Annotated in this window: 19 protein-coding genes; 10 read left to right on the forward strand and 9 right to left on the reverse strand. The window is 62.1% G+C overall.

Annotation, left to right across the window (positions count from 1 at the left end):
• Nucleotides 1–374: 374 nt before the first annotated feature.
• Both SB822_RS15370 and SB822_RS15375 read right to left on the reverse strand, forming a co-directional pair.
• A complete protein-coding gene (locus SB822_RS15370) occupies nucleotides 375–581 on the reverse strand; it encodes a YbdD/YjiX family protein (protein ID WP_007744355.1) in 207 nt (68 codons plus the stop codon).
• Between the two features lie 12 nt (nucleotides 582–593).
• Nucleotides 594–2672 carry a carbon starvation CstA family protein gene (locus SB822_RS15375; RefSeq protein WP_410855094.1) on the reverse strand — a complete coding sequence of 693 codons (2079 nt, stop codon included), beginning with the start codon at nucleotides 2670–2672 and terminating at the stop codon, nucleotides 594–596.
• 302 nt (nucleotides 2673–2974) lie between these two features.
• On the opposite strand from SB822_RS15375, the gene SB822_RS15380 reads away from it, so the two are divergent.
• Complete coding sequence (locus tag SB822_RS15380; protein WP_410855095.1) at nucleotides 2975–4390, forward strand: cache domain-containing protein; 1416 nt, start codon at nucleotides 2975–2977, stop codon at nucleotides 4388–4390.
• The gene (locus SB822_RS15385) at nucleotides 4387–5028 is read left to right on the forward strand and encodes a response regulator (RefSeq protein ID WP_007576985.1); all 642 of its coding nucleotides are present in this window, start codon (nucleotides 4387–4389) and stop codon (nucleotides 5026–5028) included. The genes SB822_RS15380 and SB822_RS15385 overlap by 4 nt, the downstream gene beginning before the upstream one ends.
• Before the next feature lie 31 nt (nucleotides 5029–5059).
• Here SB822_RS15385 and SB822_RS15390 read toward each other — a convergent pair whose 3' ends face one another.
• The 3 genes from SB822_RS15390 to SB822_RS15400 all read right to left on the reverse strand — a co-directional run bounded on the left by SB822_RS15390 (nucleotide 5060) and on the right by SB822_RS15400 (nucleotide 7423).
• Nucleotides 5060–5401 (reverse strand): zinc ribbon domain-containing protein YjdM, encoded by a 342-nt coding sequence (locus SB822_RS15390; RefSeq protein ID WP_086917725.1) that lies wholly within the window; start codon nucleotides 5399–5401, stop codon nucleotides 5060–5062.
• Nucleotides 5402–5483: 82 nt separating this feature from the next.
• A complete protein-coding gene (locus tag SB822_RS15395; RefSeq protein ID WP_410855096.1) occupies nucleotides 5484–6164 on the reverse strand; it encodes a DUF5074 domain-containing protein in 681 nt (226 codons plus the stop codon).
• 38 nt (nucleotides 6165–6202) lie between these two features.
• Nucleotides 6203–7423: a helix-turn-helix domain-containing protein gene (locus SB822_RS15400; protein WP_410855097.1), complete on the reverse strand. Its 1221-nt coding sequence runs from the start codon at nucleotides 7421–7423 to the stop codon at nucleotides 6203–6205.
• Nucleotides 7424–7531: 108 nt separating this feature from the next.
• Here SB822_RS15400 and SB822_RS15405 point away from each other — a divergent pair, with 108 nt between their 5' ends.
• The gene (locus SB822_RS15405) at nucleotides 7532–8296 is read left to right on the forward strand and encodes a DUF899 domain-containing protein (protein ID WP_079502973.1); all 765 of its coding nucleotides are present in this window, start codon (nucleotides 7532–7534) and stop codon (nucleotides 8294–8296) included.
• Between the two features lie 29 nt (nucleotides 8297–8325).
• Nucleotides 8326–9117, forward strand: coding sequence for a DUF2182 domain-containing protein (locus SB822_RS15410; protein ID WP_410855098.1), 792 nt, complete (start codon nucleotides 8326–8328; stop codon nucleotides 9115–9117).
• Between the two features lie 42 nt (nucleotides 9118–9159).
• Here the strand turns inward: SB822_RS15410 and SB822_RS15415 are convergent, their stop codons facing one another.
• From SB822_RS15415 to SB822_RS15425, 3 genes are all read right to left on the reverse strand, one after another.
• The gene (locus SB822_RS15415) at nucleotides 9160–9930 is read right to left on the reverse strand and encodes an SDR family oxidoreductase (protein WP_410855099.1); all 771 of its coding nucleotides are present in this window, start codon (nucleotides 9928–9930) and stop codon (nucleotides 9160–9162) included.
• 32 nt (nucleotides 9931–9962) lie between these two features.
• Nucleotides 9963–10934, reverse strand: a complete 972-nt coding sequence (locus tag SB822_RS15420) for a zinc-binding alcohol dehydrogenase family protein (RefSeq protein ID WP_410855100.1) — start codon at nucleotides 10932–10934, stop codon at nucleotides 9963–9965.
• 83 nt (nucleotides 10935–11017) lie between these two features.
• The gene (locus tag SB822_RS15425; RefSeq protein ID WP_410855101.1) at nucleotides 11018–11872 is read right to left on the reverse strand and encodes an alpha/beta fold hydrolase; all 855 of its coding nucleotides are present in this window, start codon (nucleotides 11870–11872) and stop codon (nucleotides 11018–11020) included.
• Between the two features lie 193 nt (nucleotides 11873–12065).
• Between SB822_RS15425 and SB822_RS15430 the strand changes: the two genes are divergently transcribed.
• Both SB822_RS15430 and SB822_RS15435 read left to right on the forward strand, forming a co-directional pair.
• A complete protein-coding gene (locus SB822_RS15430) occupies nucleotides 12066–12698 on the forward strand; it encodes a CGNR zinc finger domain-containing protein (RefSeq protein ID WP_410855102.1) in 633 nt (210 codons plus the stop codon).
• 43 nt (nucleotides 12699–12741) lie between these two features.
• Nucleotides 12742–13371, forward strand: coding sequence for a haloacid dehalogenase type II (locus SB822_RS15435; protein WP_410855103.1), 630 nt, complete (start codon nucleotides 12742–12744; stop codon nucleotides 13369–13371).
• Between the two features lie 165 nt (nucleotides 13372–13536).
• Here SB822_RS15435 and SB822_RS15440 read toward each other — a convergent pair whose 3' ends face one another.
• A complete protein-coding gene (locus tag SB822_RS15440; RefSeq protein ID WP_410855203.1) occupies nucleotides 13537–14130 on the reverse strand; it encodes a phospholipid-binding protein MlaC in 594 nt (197 codons plus the stop codon).
• Between the two features lie 273 nt (nucleotides 14131–14403).
• Between SB822_RS15440 and SB822_RS15445 the strand changes: the two genes are divergently transcribed.
• The 4 genes from SB822_RS15445 (at nucleotide 14404) to SB822_RS15460 (ending at nucleotide 18019) form a co-directional block, all read left to right on the forward strand.
• On the forward strand, nucleotides 14404–15153 hold the full coding sequence (locus SB822_RS15445) for an electron transfer flavoprotein subunit beta/FixA family protein (protein WP_410855104.1): 750 nt from the start codon (nucleotides 14404–14406) through the stop codon (nucleotides 15151–15153).
• Nucleotides 15154–15168: 15 nt separating this feature from the next.
• On the forward strand, nucleotides 15169–16101 hold the full coding sequence (locus SB822_RS15450; RefSeq protein WP_410855105.1) for an electron transfer flavoprotein subunit alpha/FixB family protein: 933 nt from the start codon (nucleotides 15169–15171) through the stop codon (nucleotides 16099–16101).
• 24 nt (nucleotides 16102–16125) lie between these two features.
• Nucleotides 16126–16947: an HpcH/HpaI aldolase/citrate lyase family protein gene (locus SB822_RS15455; RefSeq protein ID WP_410855106.1), complete on the forward strand. Its 822-nt coding sequence runs from the start codon at nucleotides 16126–16128 to the stop codon at nucleotides 16945–16947.
• A gap of 124 nt (nucleotides 16948–17071) precedes the next feature.
• Complete coding sequence (locus SB822_RS15460; RefSeq protein WP_007577015.1) at nucleotides 17072–18019, forward strand: LysR substrate-binding domain-containing protein; 948 nt, start codon at nucleotides 17072–17074, stop codon at nucleotides 18017–18019.
• Nucleotides 18020–18026 lie beyond the last annotated feature (7 nt).

Raw genomic sequence — 18026 nt, forward strand, 5'->3', positions numbered from 1 at the left:
GGTGAGGCGTACTGCAAGAGCGCTGGCAACGAACGCGGAACAAGCAGGTTGCCGTGTGAAGTGAGGGACCGGTTGGGGGCCCTCAGGCAGGGAGAAGAATTAGCGGTGTGAGCCGCTTTCTTTTGCCTACTTTTCTTTGCGGCGGCAAAGAAAAGTAGGTGCCGCCCCGCACAGGGGCGACGCTTGAAGCACGAAGGCAATACGCGGATGCCAGCGCAAAGGCAAAAAAACCAAACCGCGTGCGCAGCAACCACCTCCTCGCGGGTGCCATCGCAAAGGCAAAAAACCAAACCGCCCGCGCTGCGAAGCCGCTGCACAGAACCCATCGCAACAGCACGCATCCCAACAGCGTCGCAGACAAGAAACCAACCCTTCTAACAACACTTCCCCGCGCCACCGGCATACCTGGCCGCCTGCCGCTCCCGAAAAAACTCCTCATAACTCATAACAGGGCGATCCGGATGCGTAGCACCCATATGCGCGACATAAGTCTCATAGTCGGGCATCCCGACCATCAACCTCATGGCCTGCCCGAGATATCGCCCGGCGTTGACCACATCATCCCGAAGTCCTGAGAACATGGCGCGCTCCCTTTAGTGCGTACCGCTTGCACGCTGCCCGGAAGGCAGAATCTCAAACGGCGTCTCGCGCACAGTGGGCCGATCAGCGCGTCGCGCACGAACCACCGCAAGCACGCCATAAAACACCACACTAACGACCACAAAAATGAACAACCCAGCCAGCGCAGCATCAACATAGTCATTGAACATGATCCGATGCATCTGCTCGATCGACTTGGCCGGCGCGACGATCTTGCCAGCATCGGCAGATGCACCGAGCTTCGCAGCATGCGCCAGAAACCCAACCTTCGGATTCGCATCGAAAATCTTCTGCCAACCCGCCGTCATCGTACAGACCAGCAACCACACGGTCGGCACAAGCGTCACCCAAGCAAAACGCTCGCGCTTCATCTTGAACAACACCACCGTGCCGAGCACCAGCGCAATCCCCGCCAGCATCTGGTTCGAGATACCGAACAGCGGCCACAGCGTATTGATGCCGCCAAGCGGATCGATCACGCCCTGATACAGGAAGTAACCCCACGCTGCAACGCACAGCGCAGTAGCGATCAGGTTCGCCGGCAGCGATTCCGTGCGCTTGAGAGCAGGGTGGAACGTGCCCAGCAGATCCTGCAGCATGAAGCGGCCCGCACGCGTGCCAGCATCAACAGCCGTCAGGATGAAGAGCGCTTCGAACAGAATCGCGAAGTGATACCAGAACGCCATCATCGCCTGTCCACCAATCACCTGATGGAGAATCTGCGCCATGCCCACGGCAAGTGTCGGCGCACCGCCTGCACGCGCGACAATCGTCGTTTCGCCGACGGCCTGCGCCGTTTGCGTCAGCATCTCCGGCGTCAGCATGAAGCCCCATTGCGATACGGTCTGCGCGACTGCATCCGGCGTCGTGCCGAGCACGGCAGCGGGCGCGTTCATCGCGAAGTAGATGCCCGGCTCGATCACAGCAGCCGCCACCAGCGCCATGATCGCAACGAACGATTCCATCAGCATCGCGCCATAACCGATGAAGCGCGCATTCTTTTCATTGTCGAGCAGCTTCGGCGTCGTGCCCGACGAGATCAGCGCGTGGAAGCCCGACACCGCGCCGCAAGCAATCGTGATGAACAGGAACGGGAACAGATTGCCCGACCACACAGGCCCCGTGCCGTCGACGAACTTCGTCAGCGCAGGCATCTTCAGTTCCGGCGCGACGACAAGAATGCCGATCGCAAGACCGAGAATCGTGCCGATCTTCAGGAACGTCGACAGATAGTCGCGCGGCGCAAGCAGCAGCCACACAGGCAGCACCGATGCCACAAAGCCGTAGCCGATCAGGATCCACGTGAGCTGCGTGCCGCTGAACGTGAACCATGCGGCGAGCGCGGCATTATCGTGCACGCTCTGACCGAACACGATCGATGCCATCAGCAGCACGAAGCCGATCACCGACACTTCGCCAATGCGGCCCGGCCGGATGAAGCGCGTGTAGACGCCCATGAACAGCGCGATGGGGATGGTCGCGGCGACGGTGAACGTGCCCCACGGCGAATTGGTCAACGCCTTCACGACGATCAGCGCGAGCACGGCAAGGATGATCACCATGATGAGGAACGCACCGAACAGCGCGATCACGCCGGGCACGGTGCCAAGCTCCATCTTGACGAGATCGCCGAGCGATCGGCCGTCGCGGCGCGTCGAGATGAACAGCACGATGAAGTCCTGCACGGCGCCTGCAAACACGACGCCCGCGAGAATCCACAGCATGCCGGGCACGTAGCCCATCTGCGCGGCGAGCACCGGGCCAACCAGCGGGCCTGCGCCCGCGATCGCCGCGAAGTGATGGCCGAACAGCACGTACTTGTTGGTCGGCACGTAGTCGAGACCGTCGTTGTGCCGCACGGCGGGCGTCACGCGCTGGCCGTCGAGCTGCAAGACATGATTCGCGATGAAGCGGCTGTAGAAGCGATAAGCGATCAGATAGACGCAGACGGCGGCGATCACGACCCAGAGGGCGCTGACCTTCTCGCCATGCGCAAGCGCGATGGTGCCGAACGCGAATGCGCCGAGAAGCGCGACCGCTGTCCAGACCAGAATACTGGATGCTCTATTCATTTGTGTCTCCTGTCGACCAGAGTTGGCGCTTTAGCGCCTTACTCTGGTCCTATGCACGGCGAGTCGACCAGAGTTGGTGCCTTAGCGCCTTACTCTGGTCCCATGCACAGCTAAGTTGTTTTCATGCCCGTCAGCGCCTGCTGGCGAGACCTCTGCGACGCGCCAGGGGAGCGCCGCGCATGGTCGAAGATGTGCCATGCTTTGGGCGTGTAGTATTCGTCTTCGTCGCGTGCGCCACAAGCGCACAACTACGTAAGCGCGCTACGTAGAATTACGTAGGCAGTCCGACCGGCTTTCCACAGATGAAACTCAAGGCAAAGATCTTTCTGCTCGCCCTCGTGCCGTTTCTGGCCGCGATCGCGGGCATTGCGCTCGGCGTGCGCCATCAGGCCACCGCGCTCGCGAGCGCGCAGCACGACACGACGCAATCGGCCTACATGGCGAGCAAGGAAATCGAACTGCGCCACTACGTCGATCTCGCGACCAGCGCGATCAAGCCGCTCTACGACGAAGCGGGCGTCAACGCACGCGACGACGCGATGCTACGCAACCGCGCGCTCGCGATGCTCGAGAAAATGGACTTTGGCCAGGACGGCTACTTCTTCGTCTACGACATGCATGGCCGCTCGCTGATGCATCCGCGCGAGCCGGATCTCGTCGGGCGTGATCTGTGGACCTTGCGTGATCCTGCGGGCTCGCTGACCATCCAGCAGCTCATCAAGGCGGCCGCCGAAGGCGGCGGCTATGTGCGCTATGTGTGGCATCGTCCGTCGACGGGCAAGCTCGCGCCGAAGCTCGGCTATGTCGTGCCGCTGCCGCGCTGGGGCTGGATGCTCGGCACGGGGATCTATCTCGACGACGTCGACACTACGTTGGCGCGCATCGACCAGCGCGCATCCTCCGACATCGAGCACACCATGCTATGGATCGGCGCGATCGCGCTCGCGGGGCTGTGCGTGATCGCCGTGTGCGCGTTGGTGCTGAACGTCAGCGAATACCGCAGCGCGGACGCGAAGCTCAAGCGTCTCGCGCAGCAGGTGGTCGAATCGCAGGAAAACGAACGCGCGCGGCTGTCGCGCGAACTGCATGACGGCATCAGTCAGATGCTCGTCTCCGTCAAGCTGCTGCTCGAGTCGGCGCTCGCGCGCTTCGAGCTGACCGAGCCGCGCGTGCAGCCAGCGGAAGCGGCGCTGTCCACCGGCATCGGGCGGCTCGGCGATGCGCTGCGTGAAGTGCGCCGCATCTCGCATGCACTGCGTCCTTCGATGCTCGACGATCTCGGGCTGGCAGCAGCGCTCGAACAACTGACGCGCGAGCTGAGCACGCAAAGCCATCTGTCGATCGGGTTTACGCAGATCGTGCACGATCATGCCGCGCAACTGCCCGACACGGTGAAGACAGCGCTGTTCCGCATCGCGCAGGAAGCATTGACGAACATCTTCCGGCACGCGCACGCGACGCAGGTTGCCGTCGCGCTGGAAGTCACGGCGCGCCGCGTCACGCTGTCGATCAGCGACGACGGCCGCGGCTTCGATGTCGAACGGGTGCAGGCCGACGCGAGCGCGGGCGTCGGCTTACGCAACATGCGCGAGCGTCTGGAGGCGCTGAACGGCGAGTTGCAGCTCGTGTCGCGGCCGGGCCATACCCTCATCACGGCGACTGCGCCGCTTTTCGCGCGAGAAGCGCTTCACATCGAAATGCAGGCAGACCCTTCATGAACAGTCCAGCGGGCGCGGCGCGCCTTATCCTCGTCGACGATCATCCCCTCGTGCGCGATGGCTTGCGAGCGCGGCTCGATACCGTGCCGGGTTTCGCCGTGGTCGGCGAAGCGGGTAACGCCGACGAAGCGCTGGCGCTCGCGGCCGCGCACGAGCCGGACCTCGTGCTGATGGACGTTGGCATGCGAGGGATGAACGGCATTGCGCTCGCGGCGCTGTTTCATGAGCGCTTTCCGGGCATCCGCGTGCTGATGCTGTCGATGCACGACAACGTCGAATACGTGACCCAGGCGGTGCGCGCGGGCGCGAGCGGCTACGTGCTGAAGGATTCGCCGGGCGCGGAGATCATCCGCGCGATCGGCGCTGTGCTCGACGGCAAGACTTACTTCAGCGAAGGGCTCAGCGCGCGGCTGATTCATGCGTCCGCGATGCGCGATCCGATCGAACGTCTGACGCCGCGCGAGCGCGATATTCTCGATCAGCTCGCCGAAGGGCTGTCGAGCAAGCAGATCGCGCAACGCAACGGCCTTTCAGTGCGTACCGTCGAAACGCATCGGTTGAATCTGAAGCGCAAGCTCGAGATCGAAGGGCAGGCCGAGCTGATCAAGTTTGCGGTGGAGCATCGGCGCACGGGGTGAGGCGGGCAGCAGAGGGCTGTCCGCCCGCCGCTCACACCTTCCTGACGAATTCCGACTTCAGACTCATGGCGCCAAAGCCATCGATCTTGCAATCGATATCGTGGTCACTGTCCACCAGCCGGATATTTTTTACCTTGGTGCCCATCTTGACCACGCCTGCCGAGCCTTTCAGTTTCAGGTCCTTGATGACGGTCACGGTATCGCCGTCCTGCAAGACGTTTCCGGCCGAATCGCGATAGACCTTTTCGGCTGGTTCGGTCGGCATCACTGACTGCGCCGACCATTCATGCGCACATTCCGGGCAGATATAGACGCCCCCGTCTTCGTACGTGAACTCGGAATTGCATTTCGGACAACGGGGTAGCGTGCTCATAAGTATTCCTTGATGCCTGGCGTCAGCAGTAAAAGCGCGGAAGTATAGCGCTGTCTGACGGTCGGCTTTCCTGGAAACTGTGTCAATCGCTCGTCGCGTCAACGGGCGCGTCCGCATCCGTGCGCTTCGCATCCCGTTTCGGCCTGCGGACAGCACGCAGTGTTCCGCTGTTGCCACCGCCGCAGAAGAACTGTTCAGCACCATCCGACTCGACCCCCGACACACGGACCCCTTCCGGCATATCGAGCATCTCCAGCACTTCGCCCGTGCGCGGATCGACGTGCCGCAAATCGCTCTGGTCGCCTTCCCACGTACCGTGCCACAACTCGCCATCCACCCACGTCACGCCCGTCACGAAACGGTTCGATTCGATCGTGCGAAGTATCGCGCCCGTCTGTGGATCGAGCTGATGGATCTTGCGTTCCTGATACTGCCCGACCCACAGCGCGCCTTCCGCCCACGCGAGCCCCGAATTGCTGCCTGCAGGCGCGGGAATCGTCGTGAGGACGGCACCCGTCTGCGGATCGACCTTGCGAATCTGGTCGCCAGCAATCTGGTACAGGTGCTGTCCGTCGAACGCCGTACCTGCCGTGGCGGGAACCTCGATCGAACGCACCGTTTTTCCGCTCGATGGATCGAGCGCGTTGACCGCTTCGCCCGAGGCGAACCACACATGCTGGCCGTCGTAGCTGACGCCATGCACGTTGTCGATGCCCGGAAAAGGTCCATATTCACGCACGATTTCAGCAGGTGAGCGTTTCATGCTTGCGTCCTCGTCGGTGAAGTGTCGAGCCTTACATGCTAATCGATTGGCAGCGCAGCGGGGAGTAACAAGACTGTCGCGAAACCCGGCATGGGCGGCATCATCCAGCGGCGCGCGCGGCCCTGACCGAACGACTGCACCTTGCCCGCCGACGCGAGTGTATCGAGCGCGCGCTGCACGGTTCGTTGACTTGCGCCGAGTGCAAGCGCGAGCGCGGAACTCGACCACGATTCGCCGTCCGCCAGCAAGGCCAGTAACGACGCGTGTTCTTCCTCGACGGGCCGCGCCAGCACGACGACTTTGGATGCGCGGCGCGGCGTCAGCGCGAAGCCGCGTTTCGTTGCATCGATATCGGCGAGCGCGCCGAGCATCGTGCGCAGCCGTCCGATCTCGACACGCAGGCGCGCGCGATGCGATTCGTCCGCGTGCTTCATCCGGAAGGCGCGCTCGATCAGCGTGTCGCGCGGCACGTCGTTGGGCCAGGCTTCGGCCAGCATTCGCGCAAGCGTGAACAGCACGGGGCGCGTGGCCAGCGGCACGACGTGGTCCCCGTCGCGCACGGCGTAACGGCAAGCGTCGATGACGAGCGCTTTCGATGCCATCAATGCTTCGACGTCTTCGAGCAGCAGAAGCCGTTCGGCGCCGCCTGCGATCAGACGCGCGGCGGGCGTATCGAGCAGGCGCGCTGCGCTTTCCACTTCAGCTACGAGACCAGGAATGCCGGCATGGCGCGCGGCGCGCTCGGCTCTGGCTAGCGCTGCGCGTGCGGTCGTCGTGTGCAGACGCCGCATCGCGATGCCCGCGACGATCAGCTCGTGCGCGGCACTCGATGCAGGTGGAAAGGGTGCGGCATCGAATCCGTCCAGCAGACGTTCGGCCTCGTCCAGATGCCCGATCAGCAGCAGACGGCGCACCTGAAGATTGCGCGCGTGCGCGGCGTTCAGCCGGTCGTTATGCGCTTCGAGCGTCTGGCGTGCGGCTTCGAGCGATTTCGCGGGCCAGCCGAGATCGCGCGACGCGAGCGCAATCTCCGCTTCGGCGACGATGCATCGCGCGCGAGCGACGGCTTCCTTAGGACCGAACGCGCGCGCCGCGCTGCGTATCAGCGCCTTCGCGCGCACGAGGTCGCCGAGTTGCGCCATCGCAATGCCGCGCAGCGCGAGCGCAGGCGCGTCGTCGCGCAACGCGACGCGGTTCAGCGCGCCGAGGGGATTACCCGCGGCGAGCGAGCGCGCGGCGGCTGCGAGGGTTGCGTCCATCTGAATCACGCCACACTTGTCACTCCCGTCCATTGAATGTCCCGCACTAATCTAGCACGACACGTTTCATCGACAGCACGCATTGGACATTCAACGGAGGGACGAACAATGAGCAAGCATACGGTCGCCACACGCGACGCATGGCTGAAAGCACGCGTCGAATTGCTGGAAGCGGAGAAGGCGTTGACGCGGCGCAGCGACGAACTTGCGCGGCAGCGTGAGGCGCTGCCGTGGGTGAAGATCGACAAGTCGTACCGTTTCGAAACGGATGACGGCAGCGCGACGCTGCCGGATCTTTTTAGAGGACGCTCGCAACTGATCGTCTATCACTTCATGTTCGGTCCCGACTACACGGCAGGCTGTCCGTCGTGCTCGGCGATCGCGGATGGCTTCGACGGCGTGGCCGTGCATCTCGCGAATCACGATGTGACGCTGATGGCCGTGTCGCGCGCGCCGCTCGCGAAGTTGCAGACTTACAAGGAGCGGATGGGATGGAAGTTTCCGTGGGCATCGGCGGACGGTAGCGATTTCAACTTCGATTTCAGCGTGTCGTTCACGGAAGCGCAGCAGCGCACGGGCGACATCGAGTACAACTTCGAGCGGGCCGGGCATGCGATGGACATGACGCCCGCGCCGGAACCCGTCGTCCGGTTCGCGGCCAGTTGCGGCACCGATGTGCCCACGTATTCGCGCGACCGGCCGGGCATCAGCACCTTCGTGCACGAGGACGGCGTCGTGTATCACGCGTATTCGACGTACGCGCGCGGTGTGGATGGTCTGTGGGGCATGTACCAGTGGCTCGACCGCGCGCCGAAAGGGCGCAACGAGAAGGGCATCTGGTGGCGGCGTCACGACGAGTACGAACGGCGTTGAGGTGGATCGTGGATTTCGCTGGCGTTTTCATGCGAACGGACACCTTGAAGGCTGTGGCGAATCCGCGTGCGTCACGGCGCGCGTTCTTCGGTGTTGCGGCGCTGGTCTTCGTGGCTTCGGCTGTGCTGGCGGTCATCGGGTGCATGTCGATGTCATCGATGAGCGAACTGCCGATGCCGGGCGGCTGGTCGCTGTCGATGACATGGGCACCGATGTGCGGACAGAAATGGCCACGCGTCGCGGCAACGTTCATCGGCATGTGGATTATGATGATGATCGCGATGATGCTGCCGTCGCTCGCGCCCGTGCTGTGGCGCTATCACGAAGCCATCGGCAAAACGGGCGTGATGCGTGCGCGTTGGATGACTGCGCTGGCGGGCGTGGGCTACTTTTTCGTGTGGGCTGTTCTCGGCGTGATCGTGTTTGTGCTGGGCGTCGCGCTGATGTCGCTCGCGTTGCAAATGCCCTCGCTGGCTCGCGCGGTACCCGTCGCGGCGGGCTGTGTCGTGCTGCTCGCAGGCATCGCGCAGTTCAGCGCATGGAAGTCACGTTATCTGGCGTGCAGCCGCATGCTGACGGCGACGCGCAGCGCAAACGAAGCATGGAAACAAGGCACACGCCTCGGCGTGCATTGCATCTTGTGCTGCGCGGGACTGACGTCGGTGCTTCTCGTCAACGGCATGATGGATCTGCGCGCAATGGCATTCGTGACGCTGGCGATCACAGCTGAACGTCTCGCACCGTTTCCCGATCGCATTGCGCAAGCGATTGGCGTTGTCATTGTGATTAGAGGCTTATGGATGCTCTTGCAAGCCTCCTGACGAAAGGCCGGCACGCGAAGCCACCGCCTGCCGGCCACGACCTCAAATCGATTTCACTTCTCCGCCATCCATGCGCAGCGACGATCCCGTCATCCAGTGCGCGCCGGGCGACACGATAAACGCCATCAACTCGGCAATTTCCTCGGGCTCTCCATATCGCGCAATGCCTGCTTCCTTTGGAAACTTCGCCGTCGCTTCTTCGACAGTCATGTTGTGCAGTGGCGCCCAATGCTCCAGATACGACTGGCGACGCCCCGTCATCACCGGGCCGGGCAACACGCTGTTCACCTGAACGCCGTCTTCGATGCCGCGATCCGAGAACGCCTTCGCCAACGCGACGATCGCCGCGTTGATCGTGCCGACGGCCGCATACGGCGCCTTCGGAAAAAGCGCGGAGTTACCCGACATCAGCACGACCGACCCCGACGCTGCCTTCAGTGCGGGCCACGCTGCAATCGTCAGACGCCGTGCGCCGTGCAGCTTCAATGCAAGGCCGTGCTCCCACTGTTCGTCGGTCATATCGAACACGTCGATTTGCGGCACCGCGCCTGCAATGTTGAGCAACGCGTCGATCCGGCCAAACGACGCGAGCGCCTGATCGACGACTTCCTGCGCGGCATTCGGCAGCGAAAGATCGATGTCGATAGCGAGCGCCTTCGCGCCCGCATGGATCACGGCCTGCGCCGTTTCGTCCAGGTTCTCGCGATTGCGCGCGACCAGCACGAGCGCGCCGAAGTCCTTCGCCAGTCTGATTGCCGTCGAACGGCCGATGCCCTGGCTCGCGCCCGTGACGATCGCTACTTTGCTTGACATGTCTTTCTCCTCGTTGGATGGGGCAACAGGTTTTAGTGGACGACGACCATCTTGCCACCCGCTTCATTCGCTTCCATTACACGGTGCGCTTCGTGGATCTGATCGAACGAGAAAACGCGCGACGGCTTGGCCTTGAGGCGGCCGGCAGCAGCATCGGCGGCGATGGCTTGCAGCGGCACATCGGAGAGCGGAAAGCCCGGCGTGCCGAACACAAAGCTGCCGAAGAACGTCAGGTACACGCCGCTCGACATTTGCAGCAACGGATTGAAATCCGCGATCGGCGCGAGACCGCCCAACCAACCAGCGAGACACGCGCGACCGCCGCGGCGCAGCATCGCGAGCGAATCGAGAATCACGCTGTTGCCGACCAGATCGAGCACGGCGTCGATCTGCTTCGCTTCTGCGATGCGCTTCGACAGATCGGGGCCTTCCAGTTCGACGCGTTCCGCACCGAGTGCTTTGAGCATTTCAAAGCGCGCCGGACTGCGCGTCGTCGCGATCACCTTCGCGCCCGCATTCACGGCGAGATTCACGGCGGCCTGTCCAAACGAAGAAGTCGCGCCACGAATCACAACGGTTTGCCCTGCCTTGAGTTCGAGGTTGCGGAACAGGCATGTCCACGCCGTCGCGTAGGTTTCGGGAATTGCCGCGAGTTCGGCCCATGGCAGATCCGATTCGATCAGCGCGACGTTCGAAACGGGTGCCCGCGTGTATTCCGCGTAGCTGCCGTTGATCGTGCGACCGAGGCCGCCCATCAGCGCGGCGACTTTTGCGCCGACAGGAAACTCGCCGCCCGGACACGACTTCACGATGCCCACGCATTCGATTCCGCTCACTTTCGCCGCTTCGGCCCATTCGCCGCGCCGCATATGCATTTCCGCGTGGTTGACGCCGAACGCCTTGACTTCGATGACGACGTGACCTTCCAGCGGTTCGGGTTCCGGCAGTTCCGTATAGACGAGGCTGTCGATACCGCCGAACTTTTCGAGGACGATTGCACGCATGAGGGTTCTCCTAAGGGTGATGGCGCGTCGGTCGACGCAGTATGTAATCAGGCGAACCAGCCGATCGCCTGTCGTTTCAGGTTTCAGCGAGTCAGAAAGCCGGTGATGGCGGCGGCAATGTCAGCCGCGTGTGTTTCGAGCGCGAAATGGCCCGTATCGAAGAAGCGCACGTCTGCGTTCGGCAGATCGCGCTTGAACGCTTCGGCGCCGGGCGGCAGGAAGAATGGGTCGTTCTTGCCCCAGACCGCGAGGAACGGCGGCTGGTGCGTGCGGAAGTACTGCTGGAACGCCGGGTACAGCGCGACGTTGCTTTGATAGTCGCCGAACAGGTCGAGCTGGATATCGTGGGCGCCGGGACGGTTCATGTAGTAGTCATCGAGCGAATAGCCGTCGGGCGAGACCTGCGTCGTATCGCTCACACCGTGCGTGTATTGCCAGATCGTCGTGTCGCGGGTCAGCAGCGCGCGCAGCGCATCGCGGTTCGCTTGCGTCGGCTCCTTCCAGTACGCCTGAATGGGATTCCAGCCTTCGCTCAGTCCTTCCACATACGCATTGCCGTTCTGCGAAATGATCGCCGTGATGCGCTCTGGATGCTTCAGCGCGAGCCGGAAGCCCGTCGGCGCGCCGTAATCGAAAACGTAGACGGCGTAGCGGTCGAAGCCGACCACTTCCGTGAACCGGTCGATCACATTGGCGAGGTTGTCGAACGTGTAGGCGAATTGGCCGCGCTCCGGCATGTCCGACTGGCCGAAGCCCGGCAAATCCGGCGCGACGATATGAAACCGGTCGGCGAGCAGCGGAATCAGGTCGCGGAACATATGGCTGGAACTCGGAAAGCCGTGCAGCAGTAACAGCTTCGGCGCGCCAGCGCGGCCAGCCTCCCGATAGAACACGTTGAAACCCTCAACGTCGGCGTGGCGATGGGCAATCGTGGACATGGCGTTCTCTCCGTAAAGATAAATTTCTCTCGACTACGTCAACGCGACTCGTGCCGCGCCTTGATTCAGAATCGCGCAATTTCGTGTAACCGTTCAGAACATGTTTTATAGGTTACGAAGTGGTGATGTAACTTGTCAAGTGATTTTTTAGTGGTTACGATGGAGTCATCGTCACCTTACATTTGTCATAGCAATGGACTACCGCCAGATACCGGCCATGTTTTTGGCCGACGCGCCGGGGCTCGATTTTCTGAATTCGATTGCGACGCCCGTCGACGTGCCCGTTGACTGGATCAGCGACGGCGAAGGGCTGCTGCGTTGGCTCGATCAGGCCGGCATGGTGCCGCCGGATGCGCTCGCGTCGATCGGCTCACGCGCGACGCCCGCCGAACTCGACGAGATCGCGGCGAAAGCGCGCGAGCTGCGCGAGTGGTTTCGGGGCTACGTGAAAAAGAGGAAAGGGCATGCGCTCGCGTCGAGCGATCTGCGCGAGCTCGAACCGTTAAACGCGTTGCTCGCGCGCGACGAACAGCATGGCGAGATCGCCGCGAACGGTCCGGACGCGCCGACCGCGTTTTCGTTTCGCACGGTGCGGCGCTGGCAGTCGGCGGAGTCGTTGCTGATGCCGATCGCCGAGGCGCTGGCGAAACTCGTCTGCGAAGAGGATTTCACGCAGGTGAAGGCGTGCGAAGGCCCGGCATGCACGCTGCTGTTCGCCGATCACACGCGAGGCCATGCGCGCAGGTGGTGCAGCATGGCGGTCTGCGGCAATCGCGCGAAAGTGGCCGCGCATCGGGCGCGGCTCAAGGAGAAGAGTCGGGAGTAAAGCACGCGCAGTGCTTCATATTTTTTCTGGAGGAGAACGCGGTATGAATCACATCAAGGCCATTGCATTCGACCTGTACGGCACGCTGTTCGACGTGCACTCGGTTGCCGTCCAGTGCGACGAGCAGTTCCCTGGGCGCGGCCAGGAAATCAGCAACGTATGGCGGCAGAAGCAACTCGAATACACATGGCTGCGCAGCCTGATGAACCGCTATATCCCGTTCGAGCACGTGACGGAAGAAACGTTACGCTTCACGATCCGGCATCTTGGGCTTGAACTCGACGAGCGTGCGTGCCGTTCGCTGTCGGATGCGTATCTGCGTCTGCAAGCTTATCCGGAAGTGCCGGATGCGCTGCGCGCGCTGCGGGATCGCGGCCTGAAGCTCGCCATCCTGTCGAACGGCTCGCCGCATTCGATCGATGCGGTCGTTACAAACGCAGGGCTTCGGAACAGCTTCGACCATCTGCTGAGCGTCGATCCCGTGCGCGTCTACAAACCGGACAATCGCGCTTACGAACTCGCGGAACAGACGTTTGGCGTCGGCCGGAGGGAAATCCTGTTCGTGTCGTCGAATGCGTGGGATGCGACGGGAGCGCGCTACTTCGGTTTTCCGACCTGCTGGATCAACCGCGGCGGAAAGACGTTCGAGGAAATGGGGCAGCGGCCGGACTAGGAAGTGAACGGTCTGGATCGTCTCGTGACGCTGTTCGCTTCGGCCACTGCCTGAATGCGCGACTGGCGCCTGTCAGCCACGCGCGCGTCGTGCTGCGTTTCCAGCGTCACGATGCGCGCGCGGGCGCTACGCAGACCTTCGATTCGCCACTTCGGATAACGCCGCTTACTGCGGCTTGCCCGACGCAAGCTGCTGATTGCGGTCCGTCAAAAACCGCAGCAGCCCATCGATGCCGCTTTGCTGGATCGTCTCGCCGAACTGCTGCCGATACGTCTGCACAAGCCATGCCCCCATCACGTTGAGGTCGTACACGCGCCAGCCTTGCGGCGTCTTGCGCAGGCGGTAATCGATCTCGACGGGCTGCGCGTTGGTGGAGGCGATCGTGCGCACGACGGCGTCGGTGTCCGACGGCGCGACGCGCATCGGCGGATAGTCGATCTTCTGATCCGGCTTGAGTTGCGCGAGCGCGCCCGAATACAGATGGATCAGCAGCATCTTGAACTGTTGCGTGAGCTGTTGCTGTTGCGTGGGCGTGGCCGTGCGCCAGTAGCGGGCCAGGGCAAGCTGCGTCGTATATTCGAAGTCGATATAAGGCAGGATGTCCCGGTTCACGATGTTCATGATGCGCGGGATATCCGATGGGTCGATGGCCTGCGTGTGGACTTCGTCGAGCACCTGCTGCGTCACTGACTTGATCAGTATCTGCGGATCGGAGCTATCGACGGTCTGCGCCGATACCGTGTTGCCGAAGGCAAGCATCGTGAAGAACAGGACGGCAACGAAAAATCGCGATCTGATGTGGGCAATATTCATGATGTAAATGCGTTGTATAACAACACCGGCGAGGGGCTTCGCCGTGGCCACACCTATTGTAGGGGCGTTGCAAAAAATCGGCAGCGAGGGTGCCTGTCATCGTTGAAACCTATGACGGGCAGAGCAATCTGGTATTTGCGTTGGGGCAGGGCAGGCTTTCAAATAGAGGCTGCTAACGAAGCTCAGGCTCGTGATTCTTCTATAAAAGTGGAGACGCCCATGAAAGTGCTGGTCCCTGTCAAAAGAGTGGTCGACTACAACGTGAAGGTCCGCGTGAAGTCGGACAACACGGGCGTCGATATTTCGAATGTGAAGATGTCGATGAATCCGTTCGATGAAATCGCGGTTGAAGAGGCGGTGCGGTTGAAGGAAGCGGGTGTTGTCAGCGAGGTTGTTGCTGTTTCTTGCGGTGTCGCGCAGTGTCAGGAAACGCTGCGCACGGCGCTGGCGATTGGTGCGGATCGTGCGGTTCTGGTCGAATCGGGTGAAGACCTGCAACCGCTGGCCGTGGCGAAGCTTTTGAAGGCACTGGTGGACAGGGAACGGCTTTCGCTGGTGATTCTCGGCAAGCAGGCGATTGATGACGATTCTAACCAGACGGGCCAGATGCTCGCTGCGCTGGCCAATCTGCCGCAGGCGACGTTTGCATCGAAGGTTGTCGTGGCGGATGGCAAGGTGACGGTGTCGCGTGAAGTCGATGGCGGCGCGGAAACGTTGTCGCTGACATTGCCCGCAGTCATCACGACCGATCTGCGGCTGAACGAGCCGCGCTACGTGACGCTGCCGAACATCATGAAGGCAAAGAAGAAGCCGCTCGAAATCGTGAAGCCCGAAGATCTGGGCGTCGATGTCACGGCGCGTCTGAAGACCCTGAAAGTCAGCGAGCCGCCAAAGCGCCAGGCTGGCGTGAAGGTGGCCGATGTGAAGACGCTGGTCGAGAAGCTCAAGACCGAAGCCAAAGTTCTCTGAAGCACGGGAAAGAACATGACGATTCTGGTAATTGCTGAACACGACAACGCGGCGCTGAAGGCTGCGACGCTGAATACGGTTGCTGCCGCGCAGAGGATTGGCGGCGACGTTCATGTGCTGGTGGCGGGCCACAACGCACAAGGCGCAGCTGATGCGGCTGCGAAGGTGGCGGGTGTGTCGAAGGTGCTGCTCGCCGACGCGCCGCAACTCGCCGAAGGTCTAGCGGAAAATATCGAAGCGATGGTGTTGAACATCGCGAAGGATTACTCGCACATCCTCGCGCCCGCCACTGCCTACGGCAAGAACGTCGCACCGCGCATTGCCGCACAGCTCGACGTCGCGCAGATCAGCGAGATTACGGCTGTGGTCAGCGCCGATACATTCGACCGTCCGATCTACGCAGGTAACGCAATCGCTACGGTCCAGTCTCAAGACCCGATCAAGGTCATCACAGTGCGTGCAACTGGCTTCGATCCCGTTGCAGCAGAAGGCGGCAACGCATCCATCGAGAAGATCGACGCAGCGGCCGACGCAGGCATCTCGCAGTTCGTGAGCCGCGAAGTCACGAAGCTGGATCGTCCGGAACTGACGTCGGCGAACATCATTGTGTCAGGTGGGCGCGGTCTGGGAAATGGCGAGAATTACACGCAAGTGTTGGAGCCGTTGGCAGACAAACTACAGGCCGCGTTGGGCGCATCACGCGCAGCGGTCGATGCTGGCTACGTGCCCAACGACTATCAGGTCGGTCAAACCGGCAAGATCGTTGCGCCGCAGCTTTACATCGCAGTCGGCATCTCAGGCGCGATCCAGCATCTGGCTGGCATGAAGGACTCGAAGGTCATCGTCGCGATCAACAAGGACGAAGAAGCGCCGATTTTCAGCGTCGCGGATTATGGTCTCGTCGGCGATCTGTTCACCGTCGTGCCAGAACTGACGGGCGCACTGTGACGCACACATTTGTCGGGAGTCGAGATGTCGCAGCCTGTTAATCGCCAGCATCGCTCGTTTCTGTTCGTTCCGGGCACGCGTCCGGAGCGCTTCGAGAAGGCGTTGAGCAGCGGCGCGGACGCCGTCATCGTCGATCTCGAAGACGCCGTCGCACCCGGCGACAAGGACCGCGCCAGACAGGCCGTAGTCGAGTGGCTCTCGCCGGAGCGCCCCGTGCTGATCCGCGTGAACGCAGTCGGCACGCCGTGGTTCGAGCAGGACGCCGCGCTCGGCAAGCTGCGCGGCGTCGCGGGCATCGTCTTGCCGAAAGCGGAGCGCGCAGCCGATGTCTCCACGCTCGTTTCGCGCACCCGAAGCACGATGCCCGTCTTTCCATTGATCGAAAGCGCGAAGGGCATGTGGAACGCGCTCGAAGTCGCGAAGGCGCCTTTCGTGCATCAACTGATGTTCGGCACGCTCGACTTTTGCGCCGACATGGGCATGGCATCCGATGGCGAGGAACTGGATACGTTTCGCGCGAAGCTCGTGATGATTTCACGCGTCGCGGAGATACGGCCGCCGATCGACGGCGTGACGCCCGCCATCGACGATACTCAAACACTCGAAGCCGAAACGACAAAAGCAAAGCGCTGGGGATTCGCGGGCAAGCTCTGCATTCATCCCAAACAGGTCTTGACGATCAACGATTGCTTCGCGCCCAGCGAGGTGGAAATAGCGTGGGCGAAGAAAGTGCTCGACGCGTTCGAGCGCGCGAACGGCGCGGCTGTAGCGGTAGACGGGAAGATGGTCGACCGGCCCGTTATCATTCGCGCGCAAGGCATTCTCGACGCAAGCCGCGGCGTGTAGAGCAGGCATCCCACGTCCATCGAGCAAGCGGCAGTATAAAATGGGCTCCCAGCCCGAGCGCTCCAACACGTATCGACAAACCGAACGGCGCTCATCGCATAACTGCTCACACCTTCAACCGCTCATGGACGTTCGCCAGCTCCGCTACTTTGTCAGCATCGTCGATTACGGCAGTCTTGGCAAAGCGGCGGAAAAGCTCTTTGTCGCGCAGCCTTCACTGAGTCAGCAGATGGCGCGACTCGAAGAGGAACTCGGCGTGTCGCTGCTGTTGCGCAGCAATCATGGCGTCACGCCGACGGCTGAAGGCGATGCGCTCTATCGGCATGCGCGGCTCGTGCTGCGGCAGATGGAACAGCTCAAGCAGGAAGTGACGAAGGGCGCGGGCAGCGAGTCGGGTACGGTCGCAGTCGGCTTGCCGACCACGATGGCATCGGTGCTCGCCGTGCCGCTGTTCGAGCGCATCCAGGACCGCTATCCAGGCATCCGTCTGCAGTTCTTCGAAAGCATGAGCGGCTATCTCAACGAGTTGCTCGCGAACGGCAGACTGGACCTCGCGATCCTGTTTCGCGAGTCCGACACGCCCGGCATTTCCGCGTTGCCCGTGCTCGACGAGACGCTCTATCTGCTCGGCGAGCCGGGCGGCGCGATCTCGCCGCGTTCGACCACCTGTCCGCTCGCGAAGCTCGCGGGCGTCAAGCTGGTTGCGCCCGGTGTGTCGAATGGCTTGCGGCTTCTGATCGAGCGGACCTTTTCGAGCGAGAAGGTCGAGCTGAACATCATCGCCGATATCGATTCGTTGCCGTCGATGCTGCTGATCGCCCATTCGGGCCGTGCTTGCACGATTCTGCCGTCGTCGGCGCTCGCGCAACTCGATCAAACTCGCATGCCGAAGATGCGCAAGATCGTCGATCCCGTCATTCGCCGTCCTGCCAGCATCTGCTGGCCAAACGGCGTGCCGATGCATTCGGCGACGGTGGCGGTGCGGCAAACGCTCATCGAGTTGATTGCGGAGCAGGTCGAATGCGAAACATGGCAGGGCGTGACGCTGCGCAAGCAAGCCACGCCCGGCTGATTTCGAT

Source organism: Paraburkholderia sp. SIMBA_054 (assembly GCF_046534875.1).
GTDB classification, from domain to species: Bacteria; Pseudomonadota; Gammaproteobacteria; order Burkholderiales; family Burkholderiaceae; genus Paraburkholderia; species Paraburkholderia hospita.